Source organism: Delftia sp., assembly GCF_059499305.1.
Genome location: NZ_JCABYI010000037.1, coordinates 52,989 through 72,664 on the forward strand (window position 1 = coordinate 52,989; position 19,676 = coordinate 72,664).

At 60.6% G+C, this 19,676-nt stretch carries 18 protein-coding genes; 5 read left to right on the forward strand and 13 right to left on the reverse strand.

All coding sequences use genetic code 11. The features are described from left to right. Nucleotides 1–7: 7 nt before the first annotated feature. From AC5I49_RS25950 to AC5I49_RS25960, 3 genes are all read right to left on the reverse strand, one after another. Entirely contained in the window at nucleotides 8–2,308 is a 2,301-nt protein-coding gene (locus tag AC5I49_RS25950) for a xanthine dehydrogenase family protein molybdopterin-binding subunit (RefSeq protein ID WP_252652098.1), read from the reverse strand. Further along, on the reverse strand, nucleotides 2,305–2,892 hold the full coding sequence (locus AC5I49_RS25955; RefSeq protein WP_046240169.1) for a (2Fe-2S)-binding protein: 588 nt from the start codon (nucleotides 2,890–2,892) through the stop codon (nucleotides 2,305–2,307). Before AC5I49_RS25955 ends, AC5I49_RS25950 begins: the two co-directional genes overlap by 4 nt. Before the next feature lie 629 nt (nucleotides 2,893–3,521). Further along, complete coding sequence (locus AC5I49_RS25960) at nucleotides 3,522–3,809, reverse strand: hypothetical protein (RefSeq protein ID WP_016447059.1); 288 nt, start codon at nucleotides 3,807–3,809, stop codon at nucleotides 3,522–3,524. 454 nt (nucleotides 3,810–4,263) lie between these two features. Here AC5I49_RS25960 and AC5I49_RS25965 point away from each other — a divergent pair, with 454 nt between their 5' ends. Together AC5I49_RS25965 and AC5I49_RS25970 are read left to right on the forward strand one after the other, a co-directional pair. Further along, nucleotides 4,264–4,539: an H-NS histone family protein gene (locus tag AC5I49_RS25965; RefSeq protein WP_016447060.1), complete on the forward strand. Its 276-nt coding sequence runs from the start codon at nucleotides 4,264–4,266 to the stop codon at nucleotides 4,537–4,539. 268 nt (nucleotides 4,540–4,807) lie between these two features. After that, nucleotides 4,808–5,596, forward strand: a complete 789-nt coding sequence (locus tag AC5I49_RS25970) for an Hpt domain-containing protein (protein WP_277848378.1) — start codon at nucleotides 4,808–4,810, stop codon at nucleotides 5,594–5,596. Between the two features lie 7 nt (nucleotides 5,597–5,603). Here the strand turns inward: AC5I49_RS25970 and AC5I49_RS25975 are convergent, their stop codons facing one another. The 4 genes from AC5I49_RS25975 to AC5I49_RS25990 are packed head-to-tail and all read right to left on the reverse strand — an operon-like array spanning nucleotide 5,604 to nucleotide 11,151. Further along, entirely contained in the window at nucleotides 5,604–6,296 is a 693-nt protein-coding gene (locus AC5I49_RS25975) for a response regulator (RefSeq protein ID WP_016447062.1), read from the reverse strand. Nucleotides 6,297–6,343: 47 nt separating this feature from the next. Then, a complete protein-coding gene (locus AC5I49_RS25980; RefSeq protein WP_495790110.1) occupies nucleotides 6,344–9,277 on the reverse strand; it encodes a hybrid sensor histidine kinase/response regulator in 2,934 nt (977 codons plus the stop codon). Between the two features lie 25 nt (nucleotides 9,278–9,302). Further along, nucleotides 9,303–10,475: an EAL domain-containing protein gene (locus AC5I49_RS25985; RefSeq protein WP_267178524.1), complete on the reverse strand. Its 1,173-nt coding sequence runs from the start codon at nucleotides 10,473–10,475 to the stop codon at nucleotides 9,303–9,305. A 19-nt stretch (nucleotides 10,476–10,494) separates the two neighbouring features. After that, nucleotides 10,495–11,151: a response regulator gene (locus AC5I49_RS25990; protein ID WP_016447065.1), complete on the reverse strand. Its 657-nt coding sequence runs from the start codon at nucleotides 11,149–11,151 to the stop codon at nucleotides 10,495–10,497. Nucleotides 11,152–11,500: 349 nt separating this feature from the next. Here AC5I49_RS25990 and gloA point away from each other — a divergent pair, with 349 nt between their 5' ends. Further along, on the forward strand, nucleotides 11,501–11,950 hold the full coding sequence (gene gloA / locus AC5I49_RS25995; RefSeq protein ID WP_026062330.1) for a lactoylglutathione lyase: 450 nt from the start codon (nucleotides 11,501–11,503) through the stop codon (nucleotides 11,948–11,950). Between the two features lie 94 nt (nucleotides 11,951–12,044). Here gloA and AC5I49_RS26000 read toward each other — a convergent pair whose 3' ends face one another. Further along, nucleotides 12,045–12,569, reverse strand: a complete 525-nt coding sequence (locus AC5I49_RS26000) for an OmpA family protein (RefSeq protein ID WP_016447067.1) — start codon at nucleotides 12,567–12,569, stop codon at nucleotides 12,045–12,047. Between the two features lie 238 nt (nucleotides 12,570–12,807). Between AC5I49_RS26000 and AC5I49_RS26005 the strand changes: the two genes are divergently transcribed. Together AC5I49_RS26005 and AC5I49_RS26010 are read left to right on the forward strand one after the other, a co-directional pair. Continuing rightward, on the forward strand, nucleotides 12,808–13,431 hold the full coding sequence (locus AC5I49_RS26005; protein ID WP_047473238.1) for a gamma-glutamylcyclotransferase: 624 nt from the start codon (nucleotides 12,808–12,810) through the stop codon (nucleotides 13,429–13,431). Nucleotides 13,432–13,581: 150 nt separating this feature from the next. Continuing rightward, nucleotides 13,582–14,193, forward strand: a complete 612-nt coding sequence (locus AC5I49_RS26010) for a superoxide dismutase family protein (protein WP_046985507.1) — start codon at nucleotides 13,582–13,584, stop codon at nucleotides 14,191–14,193. 21 nt (nucleotides 14,194–14,214) lie between these two features. On the opposite strand, the gene AC5I49_RS26015 is transcribed toward AC5I49_RS26010, so the two are convergent. The 5 genes from AC5I49_RS26015 to AC5I49_RS26035 are packed head-to-tail and all read right to left on the reverse strand — an operon-like array spanning nucleotide 14,215 to nucleotide 19,652. Further along, nucleotides 14,215–14,991: an SRPBCC family protein gene (locus AC5I49_RS26015; RefSeq protein ID WP_495790111.1), complete on the reverse strand. Its 777-nt coding sequence runs from the start codon at nucleotides 14,989–14,991 to the stop codon at nucleotides 14,215–14,217. Beyond that, on the reverse strand, nucleotides 14,981–15,487 hold the full coding sequence (locus tag AC5I49_RS26020) for a (2Fe-2S)-binding protein (RefSeq protein ID WP_252652093.1): 507 nt from the start codon (nucleotides 15,485–15,487) through the stop codon (nucleotides 14,981–14,983). Before AC5I49_RS26020 ends, AC5I49_RS26015 begins: the two co-directional genes overlap by 11 nt. Next, complete coding sequence (locus AC5I49_RS26025; RefSeq protein ID WP_016447072.1) at nucleotides 15,484–16,380, reverse strand: FAD binding domain-containing protein; 897 nt, start codon at nucleotides 16,378–16,380, stop codon at nucleotides 15,484–15,486. The genes AC5I49_RS26020 and AC5I49_RS26025 overlap by 4 nt, the downstream gene beginning before the upstream one ends. Further along, the gene (locus tag AC5I49_RS26030; RefSeq protein ID WP_495790112.1) at nucleotides 16,373–18,667 is read right to left on the reverse strand and encodes a xanthine dehydrogenase family protein molybdopterin-binding subunit; all 2,295 of its coding nucleotides are present in this window, start codon (nucleotides 18,665–18,667) and stop codon (nucleotides 16,373–16,375) included. The genes AC5I49_RS26025 and AC5I49_RS26030 overlap by 8 nt, the downstream gene beginning before the upstream one ends. 1 nt (nucleotide 18,668) lies before the next feature. Continuing rightward, on the reverse strand, nucleotides 18,669–19,652 hold the full coding sequence (locus AC5I49_RS26035; RefSeq protein WP_495790113.1) for a Bug family tripartite tricarboxylate transporter substrate binding protein: 984 nt from the start codon (nucleotides 19,650–19,652) through the stop codon (nucleotides 18,669–18,671). Nucleotides 19,653–19,676 lie beyond the last annotated feature (24 nt).

Below are 19,676 nucleotides of genomic sequence, written 5' to 3' on the forward strand. Positions count from 1 at the left end.
TCCGCTCTCAGTTCTGTGCCTTGTCGGCCGGGGCTGCATCGGCAGCCTTTGCCTTGAGTGCGGCCAGCACGCGTGCCGGGGTGAACGGCACTTCGCGCAGGCGCACGCCGGTGGCGTCGAACACGGCGTTGGAGACAGCGGCGGCGCTGGGCACGGAGGCCGATTCGCCCGCGCCCATGGGGTCTTCGCCGGGGCGCTCGACCAGTTGCACGTCGATCTCGGGCAGCTCGTCAAAGCGCAGGATGGGGTAGCCACCCCAGTCCAGCGAGGTCACGCCCTTGCTGTCGAAGGTCACGTACTCCTTGAGCACGCGGCTGGTGGACTGGATGATGTTGCCGTGCACCTGGTGGCGCACGCCGGCCGGGTTGACCATCTCGCCGCAGTCATGGGCCACGAAGACCTTGTCCACCTTGATCACGCCGGTCTCGCGATCCACGGTCACGTCGCAGATCCAGGTGGCCCAGGCCGCGCCGTATCCAGGGAACTTGCTGTGGTAGTAGCGGGCATAGGCAAAGCCGCGGCCCTTGACCAGGCGCTGGTCGGCCGGCGCGGGGTTGCGGTGGGCCGGGCCATCCTGCCAGCCGGCCTGCTTGTGCGCAGCATGCGTCAGCGCCACGGCGCGCGGGTCCTTCAGGTAGCGCAGGCGGTAGGCCAGCGGGTCTTCACCGGCCAGGTAGGCGCATTCGTCGATCCAGCATTCATGGGCAAAGACGTTGGGCAGGGCCGAGACGCCGCGCATCCACGACGCGCGCACGATGGGCGCCGCATCCTGCGAGACCACGCGCATCTTGGGGTACTCGTACTGCGGGATGGCCGTACGGTCACCCATCTGCAGCACCTTGGACTTGTTGGGCACCTTGCCCGTCAGGATCAGGGCCAGGGCTGCCGCGTCGTTGGACGGGTAGCAGGTCTTGAGCTCATAGCCCAGCACGGCATGGTTCTCGTCCAGGCCGCCGCGCACGCGGATCAATTGGCCCGTGCCCTTGGGCTCCCAGGCGGCTTCCTGCTCGCGCATCAGCTGCACGCGCACCGGGCGGCCCACGGCCTGCGACAGCAGCACGGCGTCGGATGCCACGTCGTCCGCGCAATTGCGGCCATAGCAGCCCGAGGCTTCCAGGCGCGTCACATTGATCTGGTCGGCCGCCATGCCGGTCAGCGTGGCGATGTCCTTGCGCACGTCGTGCGGGTTCTGCGATCCGGTCCAGACCTGGATCTGGCTGGCGGACACCTCGGCCACGGCGCAGGACGGGCCGATGGAGGCATGCAGGTGGTAGGGCCAGACGTAGTCGGCCTCGATCACCTTCTTGGCGCCCGAGAAGGCCTCGTCAATGCCCGCGTCCTCGCGCAGCATGCGGTCGGTCTTCTCGTGCTTGACCAGGGTGTCGTGCATGGCGTTCAGCGACAGGTCGGGCACGCCGGCCCAGTCCTTCCACTTCACCTCCAGCTGGCGCATGGCGGCAATGGCCTGCTCTTCGCGCTCGGCCACGATGCCCACGAAATCGCCCTGCACCACCACCTTGACGATGCCCGGCAGATGAGCGACGGACTGTTCGTTCACCGAAATCAGGCTGCTGCCCAGCGGCGCCGACGCATCGGCACCGCCATAGGGCGGGCGCACCACGCGGCCGTGCAGCATGCCCGGCACGCGCACATCGTGCACATAGGCCAGCGCGCCCAGCACCTTGGCCGGAATGTCCACGCGCTGCACGGACTTGCCGATGTAGTTGAAACCGCCGGTGCGCAGCGGCACTTCCTTGTCCAGCGCAATGTTCAGGTCCTGGCCCTGGGCTAGTTCGCCGTAGCCGATGCGTCGCCCGCCCTTGGCCACCACCGCGCCCTTGGACGTGGTCAGTGCGGACACGGGCTGCTGCAGCTTCTCGGCAGCCAGGCCCAGCAGCAGCTGGCGCACCTGCGCGGCGGCCTTGCGCATGGGGATGGCATCCACCTGGATGGTGTTGCTGGCAATGGTCGGGCCCTGGTTGGGCGTGCGGCCCGTGTGGCCCAGCACCATGGTGATGCGTTCGAACTCCACATCGAGCTCATCGGCCACCAGCTGCGCCAGCGAGGTACGGATGCCCGTGCCCAGGTCCACGTGGCCGTGGTAGGCCGTGACGCTGCCGTCCGCGCCAATGGCGATGAAGCTGCTCACCCGGTCAATGGGGGGAATGGGGAAGGCGCCGGCCACGGCGGGCGCCGTACCCGTGCTTTCAGCCACCAGGCCAGCGGCCGCCACCGAGCTGACCATGACCATGCCGCCCAGCTTGAGCAGGTTGCGGCGCGTCAGTTGAAGGGGGTTGGATGCACTCATGCTGCACCTCCCTGGGCGATCAGCACGCGGGCGCGAGCAGCCGCACGCATGATTTCCACATGCGTGCCGCAGCGGCACAGGTGGCCGGACAGGGCCTGGGTGACTTCCTCGTCGGTGGCCGTGGGCTTGTGGTCGAACAAGGCCACCAGGGCCATGACCATGCCGTTGGTGCAGTAGCCGCACTGGGCGGCCTGCTCGTCAATGAAAGCCTGCTGCACGGGGTGCAGTCGGTAGACAGCCTTGCCCGGTGCATCGGCTGCCGGCTTGCCGGCAGGCATCCCCGGCACGGCGGCCGGATGGGCGGCTTCCCAGTCACGCGCCACGCGGGCGTGCTCGGCCTGGGTCGCGTCCTGGGACAGGCCTTCCAGCGTCGTGACCTTCATGCCCTGGACCACGCTCACGGGAACGGAGCAGGAGCGGGCCACCTTGCCGTCGATCAGCACGGCGCATGCGCCGCATTCGCCCAGGCCGCAGCCGAACTTGGGACCGTTGAGCTGCATGTCGTTGCGCAGCACATAAAGCAGCGGCGTCTCCGGGCTGACGCCCTGGATCTCGACCTCTTGTTGGTTGAGAGTGAATTTCATCGTATGCAAACCTTGTGGTTGACAACAGGTGCAAACCATAGGTGCGCACTGAAAAATCAGGCGTCAGGCACGCCGCAGCAGGGCCCGAAAAAGAAAGCCCACCGCCGGCGGGGTGGGCTATTTCACGTGGTTTTTAGAGGCAAGTCGTATGGCTGGCTGCCTGTTGTATGCAAACGATTCTATGCCTCGCACTTGCTCGCCGCTGCCAGCGTGCCGCCATCCCGGCACCCGCACAGACTGCAGATTTCCGTGGCTTTTTATGCACAAGACCAAACTCATCCATCGGAAATATCCACGAAAGCACAGCGCAGCAGGCTGATCAGTGAGCTTGCACCAAGAGCGAAAAGGAGTGCACCACCGCAGTGCACAGGAGGGCAGAACACGCTGCAGCAATTCCGGTCCGGATCTTTCAGCCATGCACGGCCGGGCATAGAGATCGCAGCCCGTCCAGGCGTTCAACGCGTCGGCTCGAAAATCACACCAACCCAGCAAAACACTCGGCTTTTACCTGCATCAAATTCCAGTGAGAACGCTTGAAATTCACGAACGCATCATGCGCAGCGCCTGCAAAACTCATGCTCGTTTGCAGGATCGGCACCACGCAAGGCTGCTGGCTGCCACCCCAAGCATCAGCGGGTGCCCGGCGTGATCTGGATCGTGCCAAGGCCCGAATCCATGGCCACACGCCGCCGGGGAGTCAGCCAATGCACCCACAGTCCCCAAAGCCACCCCAGTGCAAACACGCAGGCCAAGGCCAACATGCCCCAGCGCCCGGCAGACAGCGCGCTGTAAATCCAATACGGCATGCCCCCCAGGCCGAAGAGGCAGGCCCATCGCCGAAGCGCGGCGGAACGGGATTGGGACAGCCAGACGGCAAGGGCTGCGGGGAGTGCGAAGGCGATCTGATCGATGCTCATGACTGCATCATACTGTACAAATAAACAGCATTGCACAGAAAAATCCAGACGCTTGCACAAGGCACGTCGACGGGACGGCCACACCCGCTGATTTGTTCGCATCTCATCTGGCAAGCAGCGTACAGACTGGACTTGAAGGATTCCGAATCCGCACCGGAGTTTGGGTAAAGCGCGGCCCTTGCATCGCTCAATACCAGCACCGCCGGCCATGAACCCGGAGTCACGGCTTATCCAGTTCCGCCCAGCCCGAAAGCGAGGGTGCACAGGATTTTGAAAACCCGCAGAACATACAGCGCCATACTGCGCAACGGCTCTTTACCCAAGGTTTACCTGACAGTTTGAACGCATTCGGGACGGGCAATGGTGGTCATAGGGGGAAATAATCGAAAGCATGCAAACCGGTTCTTAAAAAACAGTTAATATTCGCGCTTCAATCCATGAAAGGCAAACTACCGTGAGCAACACATACAAAGAACTTCTGGCGCAGCGCGAAGCACTTGAGGCCCAGATCCAGACAGCACGCAAGCAAGAAGTCAGTGATGTGATCGCCAAGATTCGCGGTCTGGTTCAGGATTACGGCCTGACAGCCGACGACATTTTCACGGCACGCCGCGCCTCCTCCACCGTGGCTCCCAAGTTCCGCAATCCAGAGACAGGTGACACCTGGACCGGACGCGGCAAGCCGCCCGCCTGGATCAAGGACAAGGATCGCGCCCAGTTCGCCATCTGAAGCCCTGGATAAACGCCTCCATGAAAACAGCCTGCAGTCACTTGCAGGCTTTTTTCATTCTGGCCCCACCTGGAACGTGCACCTGAATTGGCGTGCCTGCACTTCTGCAGGGCGGCATTGCCCTGGCCTGGCCCCGTGCAATCGCGGCAAGCACGCGCACATGCCCTTAGACATGCACTGTGGATGGATGCCGTGGTTCAATCAGTCGGCCTGATCTGCATCTTGAAATTTCTCGCTGTAGAGACCGGCCCCCGACGTTCGGCCTTACATGACAAAACAGATCTCCGCCCCGGACAGTGCCCCCACCGCACGCCGTCCTGACAAGCTACCGACCGCCTTTGGAACGACACCTGTCGCAGATGCACTCTTGCGGCCCCATCTGCCATTTTCAGGACAGCAGATTCTGTTCATCTCGTCATGCGACGACCAGCACGCCCATCTGCTCCCTTTGCTCAAGGAGTGGGGTCTGGTGACCACGGCATGCCGCCATCCCACCGCGATTCGCCAGGATCGGCTACAGAAGTTCCACGTTGTCGTGCTATGCGGGCCGAAGACCTCATGGAATCCCAAGGACGAAAACCGCCTGGTGGCAGGAGCAGCACGCATCATCGAATGTGAAGCCAGCCATCCCATGCAGCCCAGAGTGATCAATGCCCGCATCATCGCGGTATCCTGGCATTCACCGCAGGGGATTCTTGATGCGCTGACGATGGCGATCCATTCAACGCATCCCAACCCCGACAGCCTCCTGCCGACTGACGAAGTCGTCCATTTCGAGAAAATTGCGCCACCCATCAGAAATGCCTTCCTGGAATCTGCGCGCTCTTCTCTGGCAACCATCAAATCCAGCCCAAACTGCAAAGATGTGCAAAGAGAGCTTCACAACCTGTCTGGCTCACTGAGATTCTTTGATCTGGTCGAGTTGTCAATACGGTGCGCCGACCTGGAAAGCCGCATGGGCCATGATGGGCTGGCATATCACAGACATTCGCTCTCGCTGCTGGAGCTCCAGCTTGAAGCAGTCATCCAGGACATACAGGCACTGAAGGCGGAATGAACATGCATCATTGAGATCTCGATGATGTCACCCACCCACATTCCAAGGCATATTTCATAAGGTCTATGTCTCGCTCTATGCCGAGTTTTTGCATGGCCTTGACTTTTTGCGTGCTGATGGTCTTCTTGCTCCTGTTGAGCTTGGCTGCAATTTCATCAATGCGCAGGCCAGCAGCGTACAACCGGACTACCTCGGACTCCTTGGGGCTCAGCTCAGCAGGTACTCTTCTCTCCCCCTGCACTCCGCCCAACCCGCCTGCACCACCTCTTTCCAGCCGCTCGGCGATGGCTGGCGAAAAATAAACTCCGCCAGTGAATGCCGCGTGGATCGCGGGAACAAGATGCAGCACCGGATCGGCCTTGCTGACAATACTGATGTTCGAGACACGACCCAGAGCCTGCAGTATTGCCGAGTTATCCAGCATGGTCAGGACCACCAGACCCAATTTTGGGAATCTTCTCGATATATATCCGAATAGATGCAGTCCATCTCCATATTGCCCGGTCGGCATGGAGTAATCGGATACAAGCACATCAAAACCTCCCTCTTCCAGTTTTTTAATCAGATCGGTTGAATTTGAAACACTCCCATTCAATGCAATTTCTGACTCACCAGACAATTCATGCCTGACACCTGATATTATCCCAGGATGATCGTCCGCCAACAATACGGATATTTTCAGGTATTTTTTATAGTCCATGGCGCGTAAATATGAATAACCTGACACCAGCCGGCTTTCAACCTTTCTCACAAATCTTTCAGAACGTCCATGAAATTCACGAGCTCCCCATCGACCGCTCGAAAATCTCGCGCATTGACAAGAGAAGAAATCCTATCAAGCGCCTGGACTATGTCATTGAACCCTGCCACTGCAAATGCCCCCTTCATGGCATGAATTTCCCTATGCACAGCCACGAGATCTCTTTTTTCCAAGGATTTCTTCAAGGAGATCAAGGATGCTTGTGTTGTTGAGACAAGAATGTCACGGTAGCCAGAAATCTTGCTTGTTCTTGCCGGCAATGCATCCACTTGGCAAACCCCGGACTTGCCGATATTTCTATCAATGAATTCCTTGATGCTTTTCAGGGAGGCTGGTTTGACGATGATGTCAGATATGCCGAATTTGGCACATTTATCCCTTTCATGCTTGCCTGCGTTTGCCGTTATTGCCCCCACTCTAATCCCGGGGTAATCCTTACGGATGTGCTGTGCAAGCACATAACCGTTCATGCCGGGCATCTGCAGGTCGGTTAGAACCAGGTCATAGGCCAGCTGTGCCAGCATGCTCAAGGCAGATTCCCCTCCTTCTGCAGAATCGGCCTCATACCCAATGATCCTCAGCTGATCCAGCAACAGCATTCTGTTAACAGGGTGGTCATCCACCACCAGAATCCTTGCCGAGAAATCCTCTCGTTCGTCCTCCGAAAGCAGGACATCGCCATCCTCCCAAGCGACAGCGGATGATGCGGGCTGCGCATGGTATGCGGGCAGCACCAGCTCGAAAATGCTGCCTTTTCCAAGGACACTTGAAAACCGGATCTCCCCTCCCATGAGGTGGGCCATCCGCTGGCACAGCGTCAGCCCAAGTCCGGTTCCTCCAAACTTCGTGGCGATTTCCGAGCCGGCCTGCTTGAACGCATCGAAGATGAACGCATGCTGCGAATGATGAATACCTATTCCAGTATCGGATACCTTGATGTTCAGCTCGCCGGATCTGTCGGATGCATATACCTCTATTTTTCCACTCTTGGTGAACTTCAAGGCATTGCTGAGAAGATTGTTGAGTATTTGCTTGATGCGCTCAGCATCGCCAAGATATCCAGACTTCAGCGAATCATCGATGGTCAGGGAAAATTCAATTTTTGCCTCTGTCACCAAGGGTTTATAGATGGATGCCACCTGCCTGATCACAGACTTGAGATCGAATCCGGCCATCTCGACACTCATCTGACCAGACTCGACCTTCGAGAAATCGAGGACATCATTCAACAGAGACAAAAGAGAATGTGAGGAATTCGAAATGATGTCCAGCCGTGTTTTCTGCTCCATGGACAGAATGCTTCTTCCCAGTATTTCCAGATTCCCCAGTATCGCATTGAGTGGAGTGCGTATCTCGTGGCTCATTACGGCGAGAAAAGATGATTTTTCATGGTTTGCCTCTTCCGCAGCCTTCTTTGCATCCTCCAGGCTTCTTTGGACCTGCTTGTGAGCCGTGATATCGGCAAACCCGCACAACAGCACGTTCCGACCTTGGTATTTTGCCTTCACCATGATCATGGACAGCTCTGCAATGGTTCCATCGTTGGAAATCACCACCTCGCTGGACACGGGCACATAGTCACTTTTCCCGCCACCAAGATATTTCTCCACATAAACTCTGTGGAAATAGCCGATCAATAGCTCGCCAGGGACTGGGCCACGCAGTACTGCACTCTCCTTGTATTTGAACATCATGCTGTTCTCCAACAGCATCTTTTTCTCCTTGAAATCAAGAAGACCAAGTCCGTAAGGAGCCATGGCAATGATGGTTCGACTCAGCTGCTCGGTATCGAAAACATTCTTTGCCTTTTCATAGATTGGAATAAATACCTTTTCGTAGAAATATATCAAAAAGCACCAGAACAAGACAATGAATATCAACGAAAGAATCAAATATACGAACGATTTTCCCTTTAGAAAAACCGCATCCTTCCACGAAAACACGTGGAGCAGAATCATGTTTGTATTCGATATCCTGGAGTAGTAATGAAAAAAACCATCCTTGTATACAGTACCATACTTGAACAGAAGATAGCGACTCACCAGGTTGCCTTGGAATTTCGATGATTCAATATCAAAGAAATCCGCTTTGCTGTAGCCCTCTGGTTCAACACCCAGGGCAACGCTTCCCTGGGAGTCCATGATCAGAAAGGAACTTCTATCCTCACCTTGCTGCATCAGATTCTCAATATGCTGGGTAGGCATGTCACTCACCACGGTGAGAAATGGCTTACCCCTATGGAATGCAGAAACAACAACCTGGAACGACATTTCACCCGTCAGAATACTTTTGGTCGGGGGAAGCCAAATGGGGTGGCGCACTTGTCCGGAATGAAGTGGAACGCCTTTGTCTTTCGGCAGCCCGGCAATCTGTTGCTGAAGCTCCAAGAGCATCCGTTCCCGCTCAGGCTCATCTGGAATCTGAGGCAGGAGAGCACCGATGAACCCGCCATCCGGACTGAAGGCATATACAGATATGGCTCTTCCATCCTGAAGAAAACTCGAGTTTGCCAGGTATGCAAGCTCCTCCAGCATATCCCTGTATCGCCTGCATGCAGGCTTGTCGCCCTTATCCTCGAGCAAAACCACCGGACTCACACCCGTGATCATAGCGCCCGGCCTGCCAACTCCCGCCGGTTGCGATATATGCGCTTGCCCCCAAAGCAATTCTGATGCGATTATTCCACGCATCATGATGACCTGCTTTGTTTCTATCTCCACCAGAATTCTAGTTCTCTTGTTCTGAAAAATTGACCTTCTTTCCTCCATGAAATCATTGAACTCGAACGATGCCGCAAATAACGCGACAATGATCACAAGGAAAGAAAAGATCAGCCCCCCACCAAAAAGCAGTCTCTTGTTATATCTGGCCAGAAGCAGAAGATCTTCCTTTTCTGCAATTTCTTTTTTATGGATTTCCATCTGGACATCGATATACAGCCATTGCTCAGGCCAATGATCGCCTCATGTAGTCGATAAAATCTTTGCAGGAAAGTGCTCTGGAATACAAGAATCCCTGGGCGACATCGGCATCCATCCTCCTGATCATTCCCAGATCATCAACGTCCTCCACTCCCTCAACAACCACCTGTGCCCGAACATCTTTCGCAAGCGACACCGCTTTGCTCAGCACTCTCTTTGCATGGGCCTGGTTTCTTGCAGCATGCAGCAAAGCCTTGTCAATCTTGATCTGGTTGAAAGGAACGCTAAGCAGGCGCCCTAGGGTCGAGCCGCCCACGCCAAAGTCATCCATTGCGCACTGAAAGCCACTCATTCGTAAATTCGCAATGACACCGCCCAGGGACTTGTCGAGATCATCCGCCCCATCTTCCGTCACCTCAAAACCGATATTTTCAGGGGAGACACCTGCATCCCTGATCACGCGCAATGCCGAATCCATCCACTCCCAGGATGCCGCCAGGGAGGCGGATACATTGATGCTGCAGATGAACTGCCCTGAAGGTGCTGCCGATTTGATGAAAGAGATGGACTGCAGGAGCATTTGGAGAGTGAGCTCATGCATCAATCCATGGTCTCCGATGGCCTTCATGAACGCAGCAGGTGGCAACAGTTCCGTGGCCGAAATAGGCCACCGGGCCAAGGCTTCCGCCCCGATGATCCTGCCCGAGCCTGCATGATGCAAGGGTTGAAAATGGGCAACGATTTCGCCGCTGTGCAAAGCGTTCGTCAACCTTGCTCTCGGGATCGGCAAGATCGTCCTGGGCTGACCCTCCGTCTTGGTCCGCCCCAGGATACGCAGCAGGAAATCCCCGTTGACCGGCACCTCTCTTGCCATTCTGGAGCGAGATATTGCACAGACGATGTTGAGTGCCAGGCTCCGGGCATAGTCAGCGACCGCATGGAATATTCTTGGTTCGCAGCTGCTGACAAGGATGATGGGAACATCCACTTCAGACAGTGCCAGATCATTGAGGAACCTCATCAGCTTTTCGCCGATGAAATCCATATCCACAAAGGCCGCATCCGCATTGAATTTCTTCAGTTCCGCCAGAAGCTCATCCGTATTGCTGATCCATTGAATGCCGTGAAAAATTCCTTGCTGTTTGCAACATTGCTGTATCCAATATGGGGCCATCGGATCGTTTGTGCCAACGATCATTCTTTTGCCATGACCGGGACTATTTTCTGGCATCAATCCATCCCATCTCTATTCCATAGCGAATGAGGTCAATGTCCTTGCGGATGCCCAGTTTATTCATGACCGCCACCTTGTGCGTACTGACCGTCTTGATGCTGCGATAGAGTTTTTTCGCTATTTCAGACACTGTCATTCCAGAAATGAAAAGCAGCAGAACTTCCTCTTCACGCTTTGACAGTTCTATCGATGTTCGTACCGCCCCGAGCCATTCGCCGCCAAGCAGTTTGCTTGCGCTCGGCGAAATGAATTGACCATCTGTGTATGCCGCATAGATCGCCGGCACCAGGCTCCCCAAAGAATCTGTTTTATGGACTATCCTGTAGATCCCCTGATTGGCAAGCGACTTGATGATCCCAATATTCTCAATCATGGTCAGCATCACGATCTTGACGCCGGGAAATCGTCGCCGGATGACATTCAGCATGACCAGGCCGTCGCCATAGGTTCCGCCGGGCATTGAGTAATCAGTCACCAGCACATCGCATTCGTTCTGCCTGAGAAAATTGATGATTTCCGTGGAGTTTTTCGCTCGACCCACAATCTCTATCTCATTTTTTTCCTCCAAAACACTTTCTATGCCTGCCAGAACTGCCGGATGGTCATCGGCAATCAGTATCCGCAAGACGAAATTTTTCATGACTCAAAAAAAATAGCAAGAAGAACATTCCTATTCTAGGCAGTGGCGCACTAGGATTTAATTGGATTAATCTGATTTTTCCACTTCAAAATCTAAGATTTGTCTGATTTTTTGACCCAATTGCTGCGAATTCGGGCGTCAGTCCTAGGGAGCACTCCTAGAATTCAACAGATAGTTGAATCGGTGGTTGAATGCGTTGCAGGCCAAGCATCCGGACCAGACGGGAGTCTGTGGATGAGATGCACGCGCCCGGGCAGGAGCCCGCGACCGATGCCGGGGTGGGGCTGAAGCGACCTCACCCCATGGCCGAGCGCGTGAAGAGACCGCCAAATCCCGGCACAATCCGTGGATGCGAATCCTTCACACCATGCTGCGCGTTGGCAATTTCCAGCGTTCCATCGATTTCTACACACAGGTTCTTGGCATGCAGCTGCTGCGAACCTCAGAGAACCCCGAGTACAAGTACTCGCTGGCCTTCCTGGGCTTCGAGGGCGGCAACCCTGGCCAGGCCGAGATCGAGCTGACCTACAACTGGGGTACGGAGTCCTACGACATGGGCACGGCCTACGGCCATATCGCCATTGGCGTGCCTGATGCCTATGCCGCCTGCGAGAAGATCAAGGCGTCCGGCGGCAACGTGACGCGCGAGGCCGGCCCCGTCAAGGGCGGCACCACGGTGATTGCCTTTGTGACGGATCCGGACGGCTACAAGATAGAACTCATACAGGAGAACTCACGCGCCCATGCCGGCGTGCAGCCAGCTGGCGGCGAGAAGTTCGATCCCCTGCGCAATTCCTGATCCACGCAGCCCCAAAAACAAAGGCCCGGAGCGTTCATCGCTCCGGGCCTTTGTTTTTAGCTGCGGCTGCTGCCAGCCGCACTGCTGATCCGGTTCAATCCACCAGGATCACTTCCACCCGGCGGGCCTGGGCATTGCTGCCATCGGCCTGCAGTTGTTCGGGCTTCTTGAGTTCGACCTTTTCCTCGGCCACGCCCAGTGCCGACAGGGCAGCCTGGACTGCCAGGGCGCGCTTCTTGGCCAGTTCGGCGTTGAGTTCGGCGCTGCCGGTGGCGTCGTGGTATCCAGAGATCACGGCGCGCTTGCCGCCCTGCACACCAGCCACCACATCGGCCAGCGCTTCATTGGCGCCAGCAGCCAGCTCGGCCTTGGCCGATGCGAAGTAGAACTTGACCACGCCGTTTTCGACAACGACACGCGCCACGTCTTCCTCCAGGACCACAGGCGCCATCGCCGGCACAGGTGTGGCGCCGGTTGTCGTCTTTGCAGGGCCATGCGCAATACCGCGCTGGTAGACCACGACACCCACGACCGTGGAGACGACGAGCGCAATCAGCGCAAACAAAAAGCCCAGGGCAAAACGTTGTTGGCTGTCGTCGTCGGATTGACTGAAGGACATGAAGCACTCTCCGTGAATGAACTGTTGAAGGAAACCAGAAAGACTGCGAAAAACCGGCCGATTGTAGAGGGCCGCCGCCAACGGCCCTGCGCACCGCCCAAGCCCCGTGATGCCACCCGGCACGAACTGTGGCGCCGCAGAGACAAAAGGCCGGCCGTGCAAGGGCAACGCAGGCGCTTGTGCACCGTTTGGGCCGACAGGCGTTAAAACGTCATTGTTCCTTCACGCCACAGCGCCCATGTCCGCCCTGCCAGAATTCTCATTTGCCCGCCGAGAGTCCCAGCCCATGCTGGACGAGGCGCTGCACCGATGGGGCGGAAGCGACGACCTCTGGATCTTTGGCTACGGCTCGCTGATCTGGCGGCCGGATTTCGATTTCTGCGAACGCCGCACGGCCCGTGTCTTTGGCTGGCACCGGGCATTGAAGATGTGGAGCACCATCAACCGCGGCACGCCCCAGAATCCTGGATTGGTCTTTGGCATGCTGTCCGGCGGCAGTTGCCAGGGCATGGTGTTCCGCATTCCCCGGCACCACGGCCATGACGTCATGAGAAAGCTGTGGCAGCGCGAGATGGCCAATGCCGTCTATGACCCCCGCTGGCTGCCCTGCCGCACCGGCCAGGGCACGGTGCAGGCGCTGGCGTTCACGCTGTCCCGTCAAAGCCCCAATCACACGGGCGAGCTGGCGCCCGAAGACTATCGCCGCATCTTCAGCGAGGCCAAGGGCATCTATGGCAGCACGCATGACTATGCGCGCGCAACCTTCGATGAGCTCAAGCGCCTCGGCATCCGGGACCGCGCCTTGCAGCGCCTGCTCAGCTACGCGGGCCAGCCTGAAGCGGGTGCGCAAGCCGCGCGCTGACGCTTTGATGCGATTGATACGCTGATGCGCGCAGGCGCACAACGCTGCCCTCTCCGACATATCCACCGTATTGCACGCTGCAAGATGGCGGCTGCGCGCAATGCGCCTCACAACTTTTCCAGCACGGATATCAACCAGGAGATTGCCACCATGCGTTTGAACGCTTCCCCATCCACCCCGTCCACCGCCGTGAAGCTGCTGATGGCAACCGGCATGGTGCTGGCCCTTGGGGCCTGCGGCAGCCAGGCCAAGCCTCCTGCCGCAGCCGCAGCGTCCACCCCGGCAGCCGTCACCGCAGCCCCTGCCGCCCGCAACGTGGCCATGGCCCAGCTGCAGCCCACGCAAGGCAGCAAGGTCAGCGGCAGCCTGCAGTTCACTGCCCAGGCCGATGGCAGCGTGCGCGTTCAGGGCTCGGTTCAGGGGCTGGCGCCCAACAGCGAGCATGGCTTTCATGTCCATGAGAAAGGCGATTGCTCCAGCCCTGATGGCCTGAGCGCGGGCGGCCATTTCAACCCCACCGGCCACGCCCATGGCCGCTTCGATTCCGCTGTCCACCACGCAGGGGATCTGCCCAGCCTGCGGTCCGACGCGCAAGGCATGGCCAGCATAGATTTCGTTTCGCGCGGCCTGGCACTGGATCAGAGTCCCAACAGCGTGGTGGGCCGCGGCCTGATCGTGCACAAGGACCCTGACGACTACACCACGCAGCCCACCGGCAATTCCGGGGCGCGCCTGGCCTGTGCGGTGATCACGCGCGGATGATGTGCTCGGCCGGGTCTGCGTTCAGCGCAGGCAGTCGCGCAGCCACGCCGCGCACTGCTCGGCGCGCGCGCCCGGCCATTGGACGCTGACCGTGGTATCGCCACGGCGCAGCTCGACATGAATGGTGTCGGCAGCGCCCGCGCTGCCCTCACCGCTCAAGCTGCCGATTAGCCGTCCCCACCAGCCACGGCCCCGCAGGTCTTGGGCCGTGGAGGAGAGCTCCGAAGCTGGCGCTGGTGCTGGCGAATTCCGGGCTTGCACCACCGTTTCCCCGGCTGGCTCGGAGGCCGGCGCGGGCGCGACAGGTGCAGGCGCCTGCATGGTCGCCTTGCCCGCAGCGGGCTCCCCTCCCCCGCCTTCGAGCCGCGCGGCCAGACTGTTACCGAACTCCTCCCATATTCGGTCGGCCTTGGTCTTCATCACGCTCAGGCCGAAGGCGCCCAGACGGCCCAGCAGGTCCACGTCGATCTTGATGCGCAGTTCGGTGCCTCCATCCGGCGTGGCGCTCAGGAAGATTTCACTGCGCTGCTTGAGCGAGCTGGCCACCGAGGTGTCTTCTCCCGTTCCTTCCACGCGCAGATACTCGGGAGCGCGTTGCTCGACGATGCGTGTGCGCAGCTTGAATCTGGCGCTGATGAAGGAGATCTTCTGGTGCATCACCGCCACGTATTCGGTAGGGCTGACCACTTCGATGGACTGCATGCCCGGCACGGCACCTCCCATGACCTGGGGATCGAGCAACAAGGCCCATACCCGCTCTCGCGAGGCCGAAACAGTCAGGGTTTTCTCAATTTCCATGCATTTTCTCCGCGGCCACAAGGACCGATTCCACGATCTGGGTGTAGCCCGTGCAACGGCACAGGTTGCCGTTGAGGCCATGGCGAACTTCGTCCGTGCCGGGAAGGGGGTTGCGCCCCAGCAGATCGCAGGCGGCCATGATGAAGCCCGGTGTGCAGTAGCCGCACTGCAGGCCGCCGCATTGCATGAAGCTTTGCTGCAGCGGGTGCAGCCGTTGTGACGGGTCTGCGCCCGCACCCCCAGCAATACGGTCGGCCAGGCCTTCGATGGTGGTGAGCGCGCGGCCCTGGACCTGCACGGCCAGCAGCAGGCAGGACTTCACCACTTCGCCATCCAGCAGCACCGAGCAGGCGCCGCACACGCCCGTCTCGCAGCCGCGCTTGGTGCCCGTCAGGTGCAGGTCATCACGCAGAAAATCCGACAGCAGCCGGCGCGCAGGCACGTCCACGCTGCAGGGCTCGCCGTTGACGGTGCATTCGATGCGATGTCGGCTCATGCCAGCTCTCCTTGTTCCAGGGCCAGGTCCAGGCCAAACAGTTCGGCCACGGTGCGCCGCACGTTGACGCGCACCATTTCTCGGCGGAAATCCGCCGAGCCGCGCAGGTCCGAAACCGGTGTGATGTCGGCCGCGACGATGTCACCCGCCTCGGCCGCCAAGGCCCAGGTGAGGGCACGGCCTTCAAGAAAGCCCTCGGCGCGCCGCTGGCGCACGGGTATGGGCGTAGAGGCGCCCACGACGAGACGCGCGTCGCGGCAGATGCCCCCGGCGGTGTGCGCCACCAGGGCCACGCTGGCCAGCGGCCGGTGTTCGGCCGCTGTGCGCAGAAAGCGCGTGTACACACCGCTGCGCCGGTCGTCTCCTTGCCCCATGGGCGGCACGCGGATCTCGCTGACGATCTCGTCGCCTTCCAGCGCCGTGGCGTAGTAGTCGACCAGGAAGTCCTCGATGTCCAACAGGCGCTCGCCTCTTGCGCTGGCCAGCACGATCTGGGCGCCCAATGCCATCAGGCAGCCGGGCGGGTCGGTGGAGGGGTCGGCATAGCAGAGATTGCCACCCACCGTGCCCTGATTGCGCACCTGCGGGTTGGCCATGCGCTGCGCCATGCCGGCCAGGACAGGATAGTGATGCGACACCAGCGGCGAGGCCGCCAGTTCGGCATGGCGCACCAGGGCGCCGATACGCAGGCCACGCACCGGGTCGAAGTCCAGGCCGCGCAACGCATCGATGCCAGCCAGCGAGACCAGGTGCGTGGGCGCGAGCATGCGCTGGCGCATGCCCAGCATCAAGGCCGTGCCGCCGGCGATCACGCGGCAGTCCTCGCCCAGTTCGGCCAGCAACCGGCTGGCCTCCGCCACCGAGGTGGGCTCCAGGAAGTCGAAGTCATGCATGACGGCCCTCCTCGGCGCGTGCGCGCAGCGCCGCCAGGATTTTTTCGGGCGTGATCGGCAGATCGCATATGCGCACGCCGATGGCGTCGTACACGGCGTTGGCGATGGCAGGCGCTCCCGGCAGGATGGCGGTTTCGCTGGCCCCTTTGGCGCCATAGGGGCCGTTGGGGTCGTTGGACTCGACAAAGCCGCCGCGCAGCAAGGGCACGGCGTCGGCCGTTGGCATGGTGTAGTCGGCGAAGTTGCCGTTGGCCAGGCGCCCGCCTTCCAGGTGCAGTTGCTCGTAAAGGGCCCAGCCCATGGCCTGGACGGTGGCCCCGTTGGTCTGCCCATGGATGGCGACGGGGTTCAGCGCCTTGCCGCAGTCGTCGGCCACATAGCTGTCAAGCACCCGGACCTGGCCGGTTTCCGTATCGACCTCGACCTCCACTGCCTGGGCCGCGAAGGAATAGGCCGGCGCGATGTTGCCGTGCAGCTGGGCGTCGTGCATCTGCGTCTGGGCATCCCAGGTGTGGCTGACCTGTATGCCCTCGCCGCCATGGCGCCAGATGTGCTGGCGAGCGAGCTCGGCCATGCCTGCCGCACGGTCGGTGCCGCGCACGCGCACCTGACCATCGGCCAGCTCCAGGTCGTCGACCTGCGCCTCCAGCACGACGGCGGCCAGGGTCAGCAGCTTGCTGCGGGCCGCCTGCGCGGCACCTATGGCGGCATTGCCTGCAGCCATGGTCACGCGCGAGGCCAGCGAGCCTATGGCGAAGGGCGTGCTGTCCGTGTCGGGTGCGGCCACGCGGACCTGCGACAACGGCAGCGTGAGTTCATGGGCGACGATCTGGCTGAGCATGGTGGCCGCGCCCTGGCCCATGTCGCACTCGCCACTGAGCACAAGCACCTGGCCATCCTCATGGATGCGCACCACCACGGTGGAGCCGTCCCAGTTGCCCATGGTGCGGTTGCCGCTGACATGCATGGCCGCAGCCATGCCCACGCCCCTGCGGCGGGCGCCAAGGGCCTGGCGGGGGCGGGCGCGCTTGCCGCGCCAGTCGATGGCATCGGTGGCCTGGTCTATGCACTCCTTGAGGCCGGCGCTGCCGATCTTCCAGCCATGCACTGTCACGTCGCCGGCTTGCACTGCATTGAGCTTGTGGACTTCGGCCGGATCCAGCCCCAGCTGCTCGGCCATGATGTGGATGTGGCTGTTGAGCGCGAACAGCATCTGCGTACCGCCAAAGCCGCGGAACGCGCCGTGCGGCGGGTTGTTGGTATAGACCAGGGTGGCGTGCGATCGGACGTTGCCCTGCCTGTGCATGTTGTCGCTGCGCATGGCACTGACGTGCATGACCTCGGCCGACAGACCCGCATAGGCACCGCACTCGGCAACGATGTGCACCTGCTTGGCGAGGATGCGGCCATCACGCGCCATGCCCAGCTTGAGCGTGATGCGCTCGGGGACGCTGGAGCAGCAGGCCAGGAAGTCCTCCAGCCGGTTGTTGACCAGGCGCACGGGCCGCCCGGTGCGCAGGGCCAGCAGGCCCGCCACGAGCTGGTTGTCGTCCTCGACGATCTTGCCGCCAAAGCCGCCGCCCGTGGTGGCCTGCACCACGCGGATGGCGGACACCGGCAGCTCCAGCGCCGCCGCCAGCCGGGCACGCGCCAGGAAAACCGACTGCGTGGAGGTCTGTACCAACAGGCGGCCATCGGCGTCTATGGAGGCCAGGGTTGCCATGGGTTCCAGGTAGCCCGGGTACTGCGCATGCGTGGTGTACGTGGCTTCATGAACCAGATCAGCTGCGGCGAATCCGGCATCGGCATCGCCGCGCTCGAAGCGGATCTCGTGGGCGATGTTGCCCCGGCCCGGATGAACGCCGGGCGCTTCTTCATCCAGGGCTTCCTCGGGCGACAGGATGGCGGGCAGTTCTTCGTACTCGACCTCGATCAGGTCCAGCGCATCGCGGGCGATCTCTTCTGTGGCGGCAGCCACGGCTGCCACCTCTTCCCCCGCAAAGCGCACCAGGCCGTCGGCCAGGATGCGCCGCTCCTTGTGGCTCACGCCCCAGGGCGTGCGCGGTGCATCTGCCCCGGTCAGCACGGCTTTCACACCGGGCAGCGCACGCGCTGCAGCAATGTCGATGCGCACGATGCGCGCATGCGGATAGGGGCTGCGCAACAGCTTGGCATGCAGCATGCCCGGCAGCTTGAGGTCGCCCGCGTACTGGGCACGACCTAGTACCTTGGACAGCGCCGTGACCTGGGCCGTCTCGCGGCCCAGCGTGGAATTCGAGGTATTCATGTCATTCAGCGGTGATGCCGAGTTCGCGGATCACCCTGCCCAGGCGCTCGTAGTCGGCAGCGTTGACATCGGCCAGCACCTGCGGCGACCCGCCCACGGGCACGGCACCGAAGGTGGCCATCTTTGCCGCCACCTCCGGCATCCTGAGGATCTCGTTGAGATGGGTGTTCAAGGTCTGCACCACGGCGGTCGGCGTGCCCTTGGGCGCGAAGAAGCCATTCCAGGCACCCGCGGCGATGTCCCTGTAGCCCAGTTCCGCCAGCGAAGGCACATCGGGCAGCAGGGGCGAACGCTTCGGGTCGGTCACGGCCAGCGCGCGCAGCTTGCCCGCCTGGATGTACTGGGCCACCGGCCCCAGCGTGACGTAGGCCAGTCCTACATGGCCCGCTGCCACATCGTTGACGGCCGGTGCCACGCCGCGATAGGGCACATGCTGAATGCTCACTCCGGCAGCGCGGTTCAGCCACTCGGCACCTATGTGCATGGGCGAGCCTGCGCCGGGACTGGCGTAGCTGAGCGTCTTGCCGGCCTTGGCCGCAGCCACCATGTCGGCCACGCTTTTGAATCCCGTGGAGGGATGGGCCACGAGCAGCACGGCCTGGCTGGCGGTCTGCACCACGGGGGTGAAACCTTTCAAGGGGTCATAGGTCGCGGCAGGAGGAAGCCTCATCACCATGGGGGCGATGGTGAAGGGGTTGGGCGTGAACAGCAGCGTGTAGCCATCGGGCACGGCCCGCGCAACCAGGTTGTTGCCCACGGTGCCGCCCGCCCCGGGCCGGTTGTCCACCACCACGGGCTGGCGCAGACGCACCGTGAGCTTTTCGGCGAACAGGCGCGCCATGGCGTCCGTGTCACCACCTGCGGGATAGGCGACCACCACGGTGATCGGCCTGGCGGGGTAGTCCTGTGCAAATGCCGGACCACAGACAGCGGTGGCAAAAGCCAATGCTGCAATGGTCAGGCCTTGCCGACGATGGGGGGTCATCACTGGCTCCTTTGAAAGCGCGGA

Coding starts and splice junctions, on each gene's coding strand:
- AC5I49_RS25970 (WP_277848378.1), top strand. CDS start 4,808: ATGACAAAACAGATCTCCGCCCCGGACAGTGCCCCCACCGCACGCCGT.
- AC5I49_RS25950 (WP_252652098.1), bottom strand. CDS start 2,308: ATGAGTGCATCCAACCCCCTTCAACTGACGCGCCGCAACCTGCTCAAG.
- gloA (WP_026062330.1), top strand. CDS start 11,501: ATGCGAATCCTTCACACCATGCTGCGCGTTGGCAATTTCCAGCGTTCC.
- AC5I49_RS26000 (WP_016447067.1), bottom strand. CDS start 12,569: ATGTCCTTCAGTCAATCCGACGACGACAGCCAACAACGTTTTGCCCTG.
- AC5I49_RS25975 (WP_016447062.1), bottom strand. CDS start 6,296: ATGGACTATAAAAAATACCTGAAAATATCCGTATTGTTGGCGGACGAT.
- AC5I49_RS25960 (WP_016447059.1), bottom strand. CDS start 3,809: ATGAGCATCGATCAGATCGCCTTCGCACTCCCCGCAGCCCTTGCCGTC.
- AC5I49_RS26025 (WP_016447072.1), bottom strand. CDS start 16,380: ATGCATGACTTCGACTTCCTGGAGCCCACCTCGGTGGCGGAGGCCAGC.
- AC5I49_RS26020 (WP_252652093.1), bottom strand. CDS start 15,487: ATGAGCCGACATCGCATCGAATGCACCGTCAACGGCGAGCCCTGCAGC.
- AC5I49_RS26005 (WP_047473238.1), top strand. CDS start 12,808: ATGTCCGCCCTGCCAGAATTCTCATTTGCCCGCCGAGAGTCCCAGCCC.
- AC5I49_RS26035 (WP_495790113.1), bottom strand. CDS start 19,652: ATGACCCCCCATCGTCGGCAAGGCCTGACCATTGCAGCATTGGCTTTT.
- AC5I49_RS26010 (WP_046985507.1), top strand. CDS start 13,582: ATGCGTTTGAACGCTTCCCCATCCACCCCGTCCACCGCCGTGAAGCTG.
- AC5I49_RS26015 (WP_495790111.1), bottom strand. CDS start 14,991: ATGGAAATTGAGAAAACCCTGACTGTTTCGGCCTCGCGAGAGCGGGTA.
- AC5I49_RS25980 (WP_495790110.1), bottom strand. CDS start 9,277: ATGGAAATCCATAAAAAAGAAATTGCAGAAAAGGAAGATCTTCTGCTT.
- AC5I49_RS26030 (WP_495790112.1), bottom strand. CDS start 18,667: ATGAATACCTCGAATTCCACGCTGGGCCGCGAGACGGCCCAGGTCACG.
- AC5I49_RS25955 (WP_046240169.1), bottom strand. CDS start 2,892: ATGAAATTCACTCTCAACCAACAAGAGGTCGAGATCCAGGGCGTCAGC.
- AC5I49_RS25990 (WP_016447065.1), bottom strand. CDS start 11,151: ATGAAAAATTTCGTCTTGCGGATACTGATTGCCGATGACCATCCGGCA.
- AC5I49_RS25985 (WP_267178524.1), bottom strand. CDS start 10,475: ATGATCGTTGGCACAAACGATCCGATGGCCCCATATTGGATACAGCAA.